We start from the raw sequence: 13,628 nt of genomic DNA on the forward strand, positions 1-13,628 counted from the left end.
CCGCGGAATCTTGGTTTTCGTTTTACCGTCGCCCCGCATTTCGGGGCCCGATGTCACACCGTTCTTCTGTCCGGTATCCCCCCTTCTGATCTCTGACATCGGACACTTCGGCGGTTCCGGTCACCCCGGGCCGCGGACGTTCGCGGGCCCGCGTGGGGCCTTGGTCACGTGTGGGGAAGGGTGCTACGTGGCACGTGGCACACATGTGGAGTACTGCTGTCCCAGGTAGGCTCGACTTCTGGGTAATACGGGAGGTGGGGTGGCGATCCAAGCGAATCCGGCGAGTGATCGGATCTGGACGGTCCCGAATCTGTTAAGCATGCTGCGGTTGATCGGGGTCCCCTTCTTCCTGTGGCTTGTCCTGGTGCCGCAGGCGGATTGGTGGGCGCTGGGCGTTTTGGCGTTCGCCGGGGTCTCCGACTGGCTCGACGGCAAGATCGCGCGGGCGTGGAACCAGGTGAGCCGCCTGGGTGCGCTGCTGGACCCCATGGCCGACCGCCTGTATATCTTCGCCGCGCTGCTCGGCCTGGTCGTCCGGGGCATCGTTCCCTGGTGGCTCATGGCCGTCCTCGTCGTGCGCGACGTGCTCATCGTGCTCGCGCTTCCGGTGCTGCGCCACTACGGCTATGGCCCCCTTCCGGTGAATTTCGCCGGAAAGGCGGCGACACTTTGCCTTCTTTACTCGTTCCCCCTGCTGTTCATCGCCGGTTATGACGGAATTGTCGGAGATGTGGCAAGAATTGTGGGTTGGGCGTTCGCGATCTGGGGAACGGCTATCTACTGGTGGGCCGGACTGCTCTACGCAGTGCAGGGTCTGCGCTTGATCGGGCAGACCCGCCGGGCCGACCGGTCGTCGGCGGCGGGTGTCGAACCCGCGCAGCGACCGGCGGCCACGGCCGGCGACGCCGGTGAGGTGCCCGGCGATCGGGCGAGCACGGAGACCTGTCAGGAACCTGACCAGACTCCGCGTCGTCCTGATGACTGCGGGCCACCGTTCAGCGACAGGAAGGGAGCGACATCCCCACCATGAGTTCACGCCCAGGGGCGTTTCGCCGCCGTACGACAGGGGTCGGGGGGTGGCCCCGATGAAGGCCGTTGTGATGGCTGGAGGCGAGGGGACCCGCCTTCGGCCGATGACCGCCAACCAGCCCAAACCCCTGCTGCCCGTTGTTAACAAGCCGATCATGGAACACGTGCTGCGTCTCCTCAAGCGGCACGGGATCGACGACACGGTTGTCACCGTGCAGTTCCTCGCCACCCTGATCCGGAACTATTTCGGTGACGGCGAGGAGCTCGGGATGAACCTGAAGTACGTCGCCGAGGAGGTGCCCCTCGGCACGGCGGGCAGCGTCAAGAACGCCCAGGAGCATCTGCGCGGCGAGCCGTTCATCGTCATTTCCGGTGACGCGCTCACCGACATCGACCTGTCCGACATGGTGCGGTTCCACCGTGAGAACGGCGCCATGGTCACCATCGGTCTCAAGCGCGTCGCCAACCCCTTGGAATTCGGCATCATCATCGTGGACGACCAGGGGCGCATTCAGCGCTTCTTGGAGAAGCCCACATGGGGGCAGGTCTTCTCCGACACGGTGAACACCGGCATCTACATCATGGAGCCGGAGGTCCTCGACCATGTCGCCGAAGGCGAGGTCGTCGACTGGTCCGGTGACGTCTTCCCGAAGCTGCTGAAGGACGGGGCGCCGCTCTTCGGCTACATCGCCGACGGCTACTGGGAGGACGTGGGGACCCACGAGAGCTATCTCAGGTCCCAGGCCGACGTCCTCTCCGGCAAGGTCGACGTCGACATCGACGGGTTCGAGGTCTCCCCGGGGGTCTGGGTGGCCGAGGGCGCCGAGGTCGACCCGGAGGCCGTGCTCAAGGGGCCGCTCTACATCGGTGACTACGCCAAGGTCGAGGCGGGGGCCGAGCTCCGCGAGTTCACCGTCCTCGGCAGCAACGTGGTCGTGCGCTCCGAAGCGTTCCTCCACCGCACCGTGGTGCATGACAATGTCTTCATCGGCGCCAGCACCAACATGCGCGGCTGCGTCATCGGCAAGAACACCGACGTGATGTCGGGGGCCCGGATCGAGGAGGGCGCCGTCGTCGGTGAGGAATGCGTCATCGAGTCCGAGGCGTACCTCTCCAACGACATCAAGGTCTACCCCTTCAAGACCATCGAGGCCGGGGCGGTCGTCAACGCGAACGTCATCTGGGAGTCGCGCGGCCAGCGCTCCCTGTTCGGCCCGCGCGGCGTCTCCGGGCTGATCAACGTCGAGATCACCCCCGAGCTCGCGGTGCGCCTGGCCAGCGCGTACGCCACCACCCTGAAGAAGGGGTCGGTGGTCATCACCTCCCGGGACGTCTCCCGGGCGGCGCGCACGCTCAAGCGCGCCGTGATCAGCGCGCTCACCGCCGCCGCCATCGACGTCCGCGACCTGGAGGTCGTGCCGCTGCCGGTGGCGCGCTTCCACACATCGCAGAGCGGCGTGGCCGGGGGCATCAGCCTGCGCACCACCCCGGGCGACCCGCAGTCGGTGGACATCGTCTTCCTCGACGACCGCGGCGCCGACCTGTCCCCGGCGGCGCAGCGCAAACTGGAGCGGGTCTTCTCCCGCGCCGAGTACCGGCGGGCGTTTCCCGGTGAGATCGCCGAGCTGTCCTTCCCCTCGCGCGGCGTGGAGTCCTACGCCCACGAGCTGCTGCGGAACATCGACACCACGGGTGTCGCCGAGGCGGAGCTGAAGGTCGTCGTCGACTGCGCCGGAGGATCCGCCTCGCTCATCCTGCCGTCGCTGCTCGGCCGAATCGGGGTCGACGTCCTGACGGTGAACAACCGGCTGGACGAGAGTTCGCCCACCGACACGCTTGCCCGGCAGATGCGCGACCTGCAACGCCTGGGCGACCTGGTGAAGTCCTCGGGGGCCGACTTCGGCGTGCGGTTCGACCCTGTGGCCGAGCGGCTGGCGCTGGTGGACGAGAACGGTGAGCTGGTCGACAACGACCGCGCTCTGCTGGTCGTCCTCGACCTCGTGGCAGCCGAGCGCAAGGGCGGCCGGGTGGCCCTGCCCGTGACCACCACGCGGGTGGCCGAGCAGGTGGCGTCGTACCACGGCGCCCACGTGCAGTGGACACCGACGTCCACCGACGAGCTCACCAAGGCGGCCAAGGCCGAGGACATCATCTTCGCCGCCGACGGGCGGGGCGGGTACCTGCTCCCCGAGTTCTCGCGCACCACCGACGGGATCGCCGCGTTCGTCCGACTGCTCGGCCTCGTGGCGCGCACCCGGATGTCGCTGAGCCAGATCGACCGGCGCATCCCGCAGGCGCACCTGCTGCGCCGGTCCGTGCCCACGCCGTGGGCGGTCAAGGGCAGCGTCATGCGCGCCGTGGTGGAGGCCGCCGGCGACCGCGAGGTCGACACCACCGACGGTGTCCGGGTCCTCGACCCCAGCGGCGGGTGGGCCCTCATCCTGCCCGACACCGCCGAAGCCGTCACCCACCTGTGGGCCGAAGGCCCCGACTCCGACACCGCGCAGCGGCTGCTGGACGAGTGGGCGGCCGTGGTCGAGCACGCTGAAGGCTGACGGCGACCGTGCGTGGACGGCTGGAGAACACCTCCCGGCGGCACCTCCGGGAGGCCTCGCAGCGGGGCACGCACGGCCTTCGCCGTCATGCCGAACGGCGGTGCGAGGCGCGTGAGCCCGAGCCGCCCGCGGGGCCGTCGATGGCTCCCGCGGGCGGCCCCATCCGGCGTCGGCGGCCGCGGCACGCCCATCACGCCGGTCGGGCGTCGAGGGCAGTCACGGGCGGTGTGTCCGTCGGGCGCCGGTCCGCCCCATGCGCGGGCCCTCCCGGACGTGCGCGAACGCGGCCGCGGTCCCTTTCCCTGGCAGGCAGCCACGCCGGCGGCAGTGTCGCGGCGCCTTCCTGTCTGCTTCGAACCGCGAATATGGTTTAGAGTCGAGTGTCCCCGCAAGGCCGTGCGACACGGGAGTGTGGGGCTCAGCGATCGTGGGGGATGAAGCCTTGTAACGAAGCGCGAGGTGAGCCGGGAACCCGACGCCGGTACGCGGCGTTACCAGTGTTGGGTGAACGGGCCGCCCGATCACCCGGCACCTACATGACGACCAGCCGAATCAAGCACCGCCCCGTGCGGTAGGAGGCCGAGCCGACCTATGTCGAGCGTTTACTGCACGCAGTGCGGTCACGCCGTTGCGGATGATGCCCGTTTCTGCTCCAACTGTGGTTCCCCCATCCGCGCGGCGGGACAGGAGGCTCCTCGTTCCGGCGAGCGCCGCGACTCTGTCGGTGAGACCACGTCCACGATCTCCATCTCGGGGATCCAGGCCCTCGAAGCCGAGATCGACGCGGGCGACGAGGCCCCCGCCGACCCCGCCAATGTCGAGGCGCTGCCGGCCGGTACAGCGCTGCTGGTCGTCAAGCGCGGCCCGAACGCTGGAAGCCGCTTCCTGCTCGACAGCGATGTCACCACGGCCGGGCGCCACCCCAACAGCGACATCTTCCTCGACGACGTGACCGTCTCCCGGCGCCACGTGGAGTTCTTCCGGCGCGGCGACGGTTTCGGGGTCCGCGATGTCGGCAGCCTGAACGGCACCTACGTCAACCGCGAGCGGATCGATGAGGCCGAGCTCGGCGGCGGCGACGAGGTGCAGATCGGCAAGTTCCGACTGGTCCTGCTGACCAAGCCGCGGCGCTGAGCGGAGCACAACGGGGAGCCCGGTCGCACCGACGACCCGGCGGACGCGTCCGTCCGCGCCGTGGGCCGCACGGTCGGCCCGCGGCAGGTTTGCACTGCCTCTTCACCGGAGAGCCTTATCCCAACGAGGACCGTCACGGATGGTGCGTTTGACAGGGGGTTCCCGAAATTCCCGCCCATAGGCGGGGCCAGTGGCCTGGCCCGCGGCCGCCTTCGGCCCCGGACAGGTCTCGGACATCCGGCCTGTCGCGGTGTACCGTGAAATGACGGATAAGAGCACGGAGCAGAGCACATCCTGGCGAGTGCCCATCCGGCACGACGAGTCGTGGGACGGAGCCGCAGTGAAGCACATGGAGGTCGTCGGCGTACGGGTCGAGATGCCCTCGAACCAGCCGATCGTCCTGCTCAAAGAGTCCGACGGAGAACGCTACCTTCCGATCTGGATCGGTGCGGTGGAGGCCACCGCGATCGCTCTGGCCCAGCAGGGAGTCGTCCCCGCGCGGCCGCTGACCCATGACCTCTTCCGGGACGTCCTCGACGCGCTCGACGCCAGCCTGAGCACCGTCAACATCACGTCCCTGAGCGATGGCATCTTCTACGCCGACCTCGTCTTCTCCAACGGTGTCGAAGTGAGCGCGCGGCCATCGGACTCCATCGCCCTCGCCCTGCGCACCGGCGCGCCGATCTACGCCCATGACGACGTCGTCGACGAGGCGGGAGTGCCGATCCCGGACGAGCAGGAGGACGAGGTCGAGAAGTTCAGGGAGTTCCTCGACCAGATCACGCCGGAGGACTTCGGCCGGACCACCTGAGCGGCACCGGCCGACCCCGCCCCGCCGGGGCGGCGGGGCGGGCTGCCGCAGGTGACGCCCGCTGGGAGGCCGCACCGCGGCGGCTCCGGGAAAAGACTCGTTCGCGCCGCGCGTCCGCCGCTGCACCCGCTCGTGAACGGGCCCGAGCGCCGGGTTGCGGATGGTCGGTCGGGGAGCCGCAGAACAGCCGAAGAGGTTCCACGACGCGCCGATGGGTGTCGTTGACGCTGTCCATCCGACCGGCTTACCTTCATTGTCGAAGGAACCCGCGGCGCACCCTCCGACCCCCTGTCAAACCGCCGTGGGCCGAGGAGCCGGAGGTTCGGCGGTGGCGGTTACGAGCGGCAAGCGGCAAGCCTCGGGTCTCACACGCTCAGCGATACGGCGGGCGGGGGAGCAGGGGCTGCTGTGTGAAGAGGACGTGGTGGCGCTGCCTATGGACGTCGGCTATCGCGGCCCAACGGCGTGTGCGGCTGCTGGCATCACCTACCGGCAGCTGGACTACTGGGCGAGAACCGGGCTGGTCAGCCCGAGCATGCGCCCGGAGAGCGGCCGCGGCGGTCCGCCGCTGTACAGCGTCCGCGACATCCTCATCCTCAAGGTCGTCAAGCGGCTGATCGACACGGGCATCTCCCTGCAGCAGATCCGAAACGCGGTGGAGCACCTCCAGTGCCGCGACACCGCGGACATCGCCCAGATCACCCTGATGAGCGATGGCGTCAGTGTCTATGAGTGCACGACGCCCGACGAGGTCGTCGAGCTGCTCCAGGGCGGACAGGGCGTGTTCGGGATCGCGCTGGGCCGGGTCTGGCGCGAGGTCGAGGGCCGACTGCGCGATCTCCCCGGCGAGCACCTGCCGCTCCCGGCCGACGCTCACCCCGACGACGAGCTGGCGCGCCGCCGCCGCGAGCGGCGGATCGGCTAGGCCGTGCCTGGTGAATGCTTCCGGCGCGGCGAGCGGCCGATGGGGGCGCGCCCGCCGCGCGCCGTGGCGGGGGTGATCCGCGGGCCCGGCCGCCGACGGTGTCCGACTCGCCGTGATGCGGTGGCATGCCCGCGCCGGCAGTCGTTGGGCCACCACGTCGTGGAGCAACTGTGACATCCCAGGTGGCGGTGCCGTTGTGCCCCGTGCGGGGGCGGCCACCGGGCAGGGGCAGCGCTGCGGCGCTCGCGACGGTTTAGTACGGTTTGAGGAGACGCCGGGCTCACGATCTGCCGTCAGGGGCCGCTGGGACATGCCCGATGGATGGTTCGTGGGCCAGTCGTCGTGTACCGCGCGCGGGCACCGCACACCAGCGGTGCTCACGCAACGCATTGCCCACAAATGAACATGACCGGACCGTAGATACCACGCGGGAGAGACCCCCGACAGGGGCGCCGACGGGGCAATACTCCCCAGTAACCTCTCAGGCACCAGGGACCGCGTGGAGGAGGCCACTCTGGAGCGGCAGGCGCACTGCCGCCTGCGCCGCGCTTGCGCGGTATCGCGTGACAGAGGGGGAGACCACATAGGAGCAGCCGCGAGAAACGGCTACTGCGACCAGGAGGTCTCCATGCCGGAGCAGCCCACCCATGAGAACACCACGGGGGGAGCGCCCGCGCGCGTTTTCGCCGACCGGCACATCGGCCCGGATCCGTCGGAACTCGACCACATGCTCAAGGCGGTCGGATTCGGGTCCACGACGGACCTGATGGCGGCCGCCGTCCCGGAGAGCATTCTCAGCACGCCGGGTGGCCCCGCTCCATTGCGGCTCCCGCAGGCGGCCGGTGAAACCGACGCCCTCGCCGAGCTGCGCGCCCTTGCCGACCGCAACCAGGTCCTCACGTCGATGATCGGCCGCGGGTACTACGGCACCATCACCCCGCCGGTCATCCTCCGCAACATCCTGGAGAACCCGGCCTGGTACACGGCTTACACCCCCTACCAGCCCGAGATCTCCCAGGGGCGCCTCGAAGCCCTGCTGAACTTCCAGACGATGGTCAGCGACCTGACCGGGCGCGCGGTCTCCGGGTCCTCTCTGCTGGACGAGGCGACCGCCGCGGGCGAGGCCATGACGCTCGCCCGGCGCGCGACGCGCGGCAAGGCCGCGGCGTTCATCGTCGACTCCGACGTTTTCCCGCAGACGCTGTCGGTGCTGCGCACCCGCGCTGAGCCGCTCGGTATCGACATCGTCGTCGCCGACCTGAGCGAGGGGCTGCCCGACATCGAGGCGTTCGGCGTGCTCGTGCAGTACCCCGCCGCCAGCGGCGCCGTCCGCGACCCGCGCCCGGTCATCGAGGCCGCGCACGAGCGCGGCGCCCTGGCGGTCGTCGCGGCCGACATCCTCGCCCTGACCATGCTCCGCAGCCCCGGCGAGCTGGGGGCCGACATCGCGGTCGGCTCGACGCAGCGCTTCGGCGTGCCCATGGGCTTTGGTGGTCCGCACGCCGGCTACATGTCGGTGCGGGAGGGCCTGCAGCGCCAGCTGCCCGGCCGCCTCGTCGGCGTCTCGGTCGACAACGCGGGCACGCCCGCCTATCGCCTCGCCCTGCAGACCCGCGAGCAGCACATCCGCCGTGAGAAGGCCACCAGCAACATCTGCACCGCCCAGGTCCTGCTCGCGGTGATGGCCGGGATGTACGCGGTCTACCACGGTCCGCACGGGCTGCGCGCGATCGCCGAGGACGTGCACGGCCGCACCGTCCGGCTCGCCGAGGGACTGCGCGCCCGCGGCTTCGAGGTCGTGCACGGGGACTTCTTCGACACCCTGCGCGTCCGCGTCCAGGGCGGCGCCGACGGCGTGCTGCAGGCGGCCCGCGAGCGCGGGGTCAACCTGCTGCGCGTCTCCGACGACATCGTCGGCGTCTCCTGCGATGAGACCACCACCGACGCGCAGCTGGACCTGGTGCTCGCGGCGTTCGGCGGCAAGGAGGGCGCCGGCGCGGGTGACGGCGCGGCCGTCGCCCTGCCCGAGGCGTTGCGACGCGGCGTGGACTACCTTGACCACCAGGTCTTCAACACCCACCGCAGCGAGACGTCCCTGCTGCGCTACATGCGGCGGCTGGCCGACAAGGACCTCGCCCTGGACCGCAGCATGATCCCGCTCGGCTCGTGCACCATGAAGCTCAACTCCACGGCCGAGATGGAGTCCATCACCTGGCCGGCGTTTGCCGAGCTGCACCCGTTCGCTCCCCTGGAGCAGGCGGCCGGAACCGTCGCCCTGGTGCGCGACCTGGAGACGTGGCTGGCCGAGGTGACCGGGTACGACGCGGTGTCGCTGCAGCCCAACGCCGGTTCGCAGGGCGAGCTCGCCGGCCTGCTGGCGATCCGCGGCTACCACCGCGAGCGCGGTGAGGCCAAGCGCGAGGTCTGCCTGATTCCCAGCTCCGCCCACGGCACCAACGCGGCCAGCGCCGTGATGGCCGGTATGCGGGTCGCCGTCGTGGCCTGCGACAAGGGCGGCAACATCGACATGGACGACCTGCGCGCCAAGATCGACAAGCACGGCGACGAACTGGCCGCGCTGATGGTGACCTACCCGTCCACCCACGGCGTCTACGAGGACACCATCACCGAGGTGTGCCACCTGGTCCACGAGGCCGGCGGCCAGGTCTACGTGGACGGTGCTAACCTCAACGCGCTGCTGGGCTGGGCCAAGCCGGGCAAGTTCGGCGCCGACGTCAGCCACCTCAACCTGCACAAGACCTTCTGCATCCCGCACGGCGGCGGCGGTCCGGGTGTCGGCCCGGTGGCGGTGCGGTCGCACCTGGCCGGGTTCCTGCCCAACCACCCGGGCCAGCCCGACGCGGGGCCGCACACCGGTGTCGGCCCCGTCGCGGCGGCGCCGTTCGGCTCGGCCGGGATCCTGCCGATCTCCTGGGCCTACATCCGGATGATGGGCGAGCAGGGCCTGCGTTCGGCCACCGAGGTGGCGGTACTCAGCGCCAACTACGTGGCCAAGCGACTGGAGCCCTACTACCCGGTGCTCTACACCGGAAAGGGCGGGCTGGTCGCCCACGAGTGCATCATCGACATCCGCGACCTGGCCAAGAAGACCGGTGTCACCAACGAGGACGTCGCCAAGCGGCTCATCGACTACGGCTTCCACGCCCCGACGATGTCCTTTCCGGTGGCCGGGACCCTCATGGTGGAACCCACGGAGAGCGAGAACCTTCAGGAGCTGGACCGCTTCATCGACGCGATGATCGCGATCCGCGCCGAGATCGACCGCGTCGCCGACGGTACCTACGACGCCGAGGACAACCCGCTGAAGAACGCCCCGCACACCGCCGAGGCGCTCACCGCCGACGACTGGAAGCACGCCTACAGCCGGAGCGAGGCCGGCTACCCCGTGCCGGAGCTGCGGCTGAACAAGTACTGGTCCCCGGTCGGCCGCATCGACCAGGCGTACGGCGACCGCAACCTCGTCTGCGCGTGCCCGCCGCCCGAGGCCTTCGGGGAGTAGGAGGGGGCCTCAGCGGAGGCGCGCCAAGCGGGCGATGAATCCGACGTGGCGTCGGTCCCCGAACCTCGGGGACCGACGCCACGTCGGTGTGTCCCGGCGGTGTTCGGCGCTCGGGAGCGACGCTGGATTCGGACACCGCGTCGCGCGCTATTAGGCCGCGATCTACGTATCTACATCGTAAAGGCGCGGGTTCCTCGGTCCCTCAGCCAATAACCGACCTCGATTCGTCCGCAGACCCGCGTCCACACGTTAGTCTCCGAGAAACACGGCCCGAATCGACTGCGGCTTCGGCGGTCCGAGGGCCACATCCCCTCGTGCGGAAAGCGACGCCTCATGACCGCGACGTCCAGAAACTCTCCATTCGCCGCCGCCGACGAGCCCCCGGAGCCGGATTTCCAGAACCTCTGCGATCAGGCACGAGATCTGGCCGAAAGCGGCTACCTCAAGCGTGCCGCCCAGGTGTACACCCGAGTGCTGGAGGGCGGGTCGCGGAGCCACCGTGCGCTGGCCGCGCTCGGGCTCGCGGTCGTCCGGCACGACATGGGCGACATCAGCGGCGCCCGCGAGGCCGGCCGGATCGCGATGGACACCGGTCACCCCGAGTACGCTCCGCGCGCCGCCTACCACCTCGCCCTCTCCTACGAGGCGGAGGGCGTCGCCGAGCAGGCGGAGCGGGCGTGGCGCGGTGTGCTCGACGCCGGGAACGACCGCTACACCCCGGCGGCCCACTACGGGCTCGCCCGGCTCGCCGAAGAACGGGGCGATGCGGCGGGCGCGGTCGCGCACTGGGGGCAGGTCCTGGAGGGACCGGATACCGCACTCGCCGCGCGGGCGGCCCACGACTACGCCGAGCGGCTGCTCGCGCGGGGCGAGGTGGACGCCGCGGCCGAGGTCGTCCAGCGGGGACTGGCCGCGGAGGAGCACCCCCGGCTGCGCCTGCTGCTCGGCGCTGTCTGCGTGGAGCGCGCGATCGGCGAGTTCGGCGCGGTCGTCGACGCCTCCCGGAGCGACCCGGAGGGCGCGCGGACCGTGGAGCCCGCCACCGCCGCGGCCGCCGTCGAACTGCTGGCCCGCCTGCTCGCCGTGCGCGGCGACGCGGACGGCGCCGAGCGGACGTGGGAGCTGGGGCTGACGCACAGCGACACCGCGACCGCCGCCGACGTGCGCTCACGGTTGCGTCGGGGCTTCTTGGCACCCCACACCGACAGCCCGGCCGAGGGGGGCATGGACGCGGCACCGGGAACAGGGGCGGGAGACGCCCCGGCGGAGGAGGTTGTCGCCTGGTGGGACCCCTATCTGGAGGCGGCCGTCACCCAGGGCAGCCTGCCGATGCTCACCGGCGAGCTGTTCTCGGCCGTCGATCAGATGTACACCCGCCTCGCCGTGCCCCTCGCGGACGGCGAGACACGGGTGGCGGCTCTGCGGCACACTCTTCAGGAGGCGGTCCGCTCACCGGGCGCGTACGTGTGGGGGCGGTCGCTGCACGAGGACTTCGCCGAACGCCTGCGCCTGGCCACCGGCGCCGAAGCGGACGTCCTCTCCGAAGGCTGGCCGGACCACGACGGTCCGCGCCGGTGAGGCCGAGACAACCAACGAAGGTCTAATGGAGATCGCTACGCCCCGGGGACCGGCCCGGGTGGACCTGGATCACCCCGACGGCCGCCCCCGGTACCTGCTCGTCATCACCACGCCCCGGGGACCGGCCCGGGTGGACCTGGATCACCCCGACGGCCGCCCCCGGTACCTGCTCGTCATCACCCACGGCGCCGGCGGCGGCGTGGACGCGCCCGATATCGACGCGGTGTGCGGCGCCGCGCTGAAGGAGGGCGCCGCCGTCGCCCGGGTCACGCAGTCCTACCGCGTGGCCGGGCGCAAGATGCCCGGGGCGAAGACGGAGCCGCAGGACGAGGCGTGGCGCGCGGTGGTGGAGGCCCTGACCGCGCGCCCGGAGTTCGCGGACGTGCCGCTGGTGCTCAGCGGCCGGAGTAACGGCGCCCGGGTCGCCTGCCGGACGGCCGCGGGGCTGGGGGCGGCCGCCGTGGTCGCACTGGCGTTCCCCCTGCATCCGCCGGGCAAGCCGGAGCGGTCGCGCGCGGCGGAGCTGCGCGCGGCGGGTGTCCCCACGCTCGTGGTCAACGGTGATCGGGATCCGTTCGGTGTGCCCGACGCGGCCGACGCCACGACGCTGGCGGTCCGGCCGGGGGAGCGGCACGATCTCGCCAAGGATCCGGGGGCCGTGGCGGGGGTCGTGGTGGAGTGGGTCGCCCGCCACGTTGCGTGAACGGGCGATTCCCCGTCGTCGGATCATGCGGTGCGTCGTGGAGCTGACGTGGCTGTCGGTGGCGCGGTCGCGGGCCGCGCCGTCGCGGGGCCGATCCCGCCCGGAGGAGGGGAAGGGACGGGCGGCGGGGGTGGCTCAGGCCGCCGCGTGAATGTCGGTAGGCCGATGCGGATCGATCACACCACCGTTGGGAAGGAGCTCCCCGGTGTCCTCGAAGATGACGACGCCGTTGCACAGTAGGCTCCACCCCTGTTCCGGGTGGCTGGCGATCACGCGCGCCGCTTCACGGTCGACGTCGTCGAAGCCCGGGCAGTCGGGTACATGCTGGCACATCGTGTGCCTCCGGTTCGTTGGTCTCGTGTTTCCTGCGAGATGCACCAAACGCACTCTAGTGGCCTACACCACATAGCATCTCCCTTTTCGTGTGATGTGATGCGCGAAATGCCAGGTTGGTGCGGAAACGGCCAGGTGTGGCCATCGTCCGGTCTGGGGGAACCTGGGACCCGCGGCCTGCGTCCCACCCCTTCGGCCCGCCGGTCCTCGGCGACACCGCCGCCGGGGCGGTGGGCGGTCACACCCCCAGGCGGTCCCGGGACAGCCGGTCGGCGCGGCGGATCGGCTCGGGCACGCGGTAGCTCGGCGCCATCCGGAGCACCAGCTCGGTCGCGCTGTCGAGGTCGACGCGGTGGCCGATGGAGACATAGACCGGCTTCACCCCGGTGCGGGTGCGCAGCGCGCGCCCCACCACCTCGCCGTCGTCGACCAGCGGCGACCACGCCCCGCGCTCCGGCGCCGGAGGCTCGGCACGGCCGATGAACGGCGTCTTGCCGACCCCGAGGGTCGGCCGGTCCAGCAGCACCCCCAGGTGGCAGGCGAGACCGAACCGGCGCGGGTGCGCCAGGCCGAAGCCGTCGCAGACGAAAACGTCGGGCGGGGTGCCCAGTCGGTCGATCGCGTCGGTGAGCGGCGGCAGCTCGCGGAAGGCGAACAGCCCGGGAACATAGGGGAAGCGCGGCTCGGAGGCCACCGTCGCGGAGTCGACGACCTCCAGGGTGCGTGCGGACAGCACCACCGCGGCCGCCACCAGGCGCCCTTCGGTGTAGCTGACGTCGAGCCCCGCGACCAGCTCCACCCGCTCCACGTCCAGGGGCTGCGCGCGGACCTCGGGGGCCAGGCGCTCCTGCAGGGCGCGCGCCTCCTCCACCGACGGCGGCTCGGCGGCGCGCGGCCACAGCGTGGACGGCAGGGTGGGGGAGCCGGGCGTCGTGGAGGGGGACGGCTCGCTGTTCATGGGGCTCGCGTTCATGGGGCCAACGTAACGGCATCGGTGGGACGCCGCGCCAGACCGGTCCGCACCGGGGGATACGGCTGCT

At 70.9% G+C, this 13,628-nt stretch carries 10 protein-coding genes and 1 riboswitch; of the genes, 8 read left to right on the forward strand and 2 right to left on the reverse strand.

Annotation, left to right across the window (positions count from 1 at the left end):
- The first annotated feature begins 319 nt into the window (after positions 1–319).
- From clsA to ABD259_RS07625, 8 genes are all read left to right on the forward strand, one after another.
- Positions 320–1,030 carry a cardiolipin synthase ClsA gene (gene clsA, locus ABD259_RS07590; RefSeq protein ID WP_412759418.1) on the forward strand — a complete coding sequence of 237 codons (711 nt, stop codon included), beginning with the start codon at positions 320–322 and terminating at the stop codon, positions 1,028–1,030.
- A gap of 55 nt (positions 1,031–1,085) precedes the next feature.
- Positions 1,086–3,584, forward strand: coding sequence for a sugar phosphate nucleotidyltransferase (locus ABD259_RS07595; RefSeq protein WP_344105052.1), 2,499 nt, complete (start codon positions 1,086–1,088; stop codon positions 3,582–3,584).
- Between the two features lie 591 nt (positions 3,585–4,175).
- Positions 4,176–4,718, forward strand: a complete 543-nt coding sequence (locus ABD259_RS07600) for an FHA domain-containing protein (protein WP_344105054.1) — start codon at positions 4,176–4,178, stop codon at positions 4,716–4,718.
- A gap of 340 nt (positions 4,719–5,058) precedes the next feature.
- Positions 5,059–5,529 carry a bifunctional nuclease family protein gene (locus ABD259_RS07605; protein ID WP_344105157.1) on the forward strand — a complete coding sequence of 157 codons (471 nt, stop codon included), beginning with the start codon at positions 5,059–5,061 and terminating at the stop codon, positions 5,527–5,529.
- A gap of 328 nt (positions 5,530–5,857) precedes the next feature.
- Positions 5,858–6,454, forward strand: a complete 597-nt coding sequence (locus ABD259_RS07610; protein ID WP_344105056.1) for a MerR family transcriptional regulator — start codon at positions 5,858–5,860, stop codon at positions 6,452–6,454.
- A 418-nt stretch (positions 6,455–6,872) separates the two neighbouring features.
- A riboswitch (glycine riboswitch) is annotated at positions 6,873–6,962 on the forward strand.
- Positions 6,963–7,082: 120 nt separating this feature from the next.
- The gene (gcvP, locus tag ABD259_RS07615; RefSeq protein WP_344105058.1) at positions 7,083–9,974 is read left to right on the forward strand and encodes an aminomethyl-transferring glycine dehydrogenase; all 2,892 of its coding nucleotides are present in this window, start codon (positions 7,083–7,085) and stop codon (positions 9,972–9,974) included.
- Positions 9,975–10,307: 333 nt separating this feature from the next.
- Positions 10,308–11,552, forward strand: a complete 1,245-nt coding sequence (locus tag ABD259_RS07620; protein WP_344161163.1) for a tetratricopeptide repeat protein — start codon at positions 10,308–10,310, stop codon at positions 11,550–11,552.
- A 25-nt stretch (positions 11,553–11,577) separates the two neighbouring features.
- Positions 11,578–12,255, forward strand: a complete 678-nt coding sequence (locus tag ABD259_RS07625; RefSeq protein ID WP_344161166.1) for an alpha/beta hydrolase family protein — start codon at positions 11,578–11,580, stop codon at positions 12,253–12,255.
- A 135-nt stretch (positions 12,256–12,390) separates the two neighbouring features.
- On the opposite strand, the gene ABD259_RS07630 is transcribed toward ABD259_RS07625, so the two are convergent.
- A complete protein-coding gene (locus ABD259_RS07630; protein WP_344105064.1) occupies positions 12,391–12,588 on the reverse strand; it encodes a DUF5999 family protein in 198 nt (65 codons plus the stop codon).
- A gap of 238 nt (positions 12,589–12,826) precedes the next feature.
- Positions 12,827–13,546, reverse strand: a complete 720-nt coding sequence (locus ABD259_RS07635; RefSeq protein ID WP_412759419.1) for an endonuclease V — start codon at positions 13,544–13,546, stop codon at positions 12,827–12,829.
- Positions 13,547–13,628: the final 82 nt, after the last annotated feature.

Origin of the sequence: Nocardiopsis rhodophaea (assembly GCF_039530945.1) — a bacterium.
Taxonomy (GTDB): Bacteria; Actinomycetota; Actinomycetes; order Streptosporangiales; family Streptosporangiaceae; genus Nocardiopsis_C; species Nocardiopsis_C rhodophaea.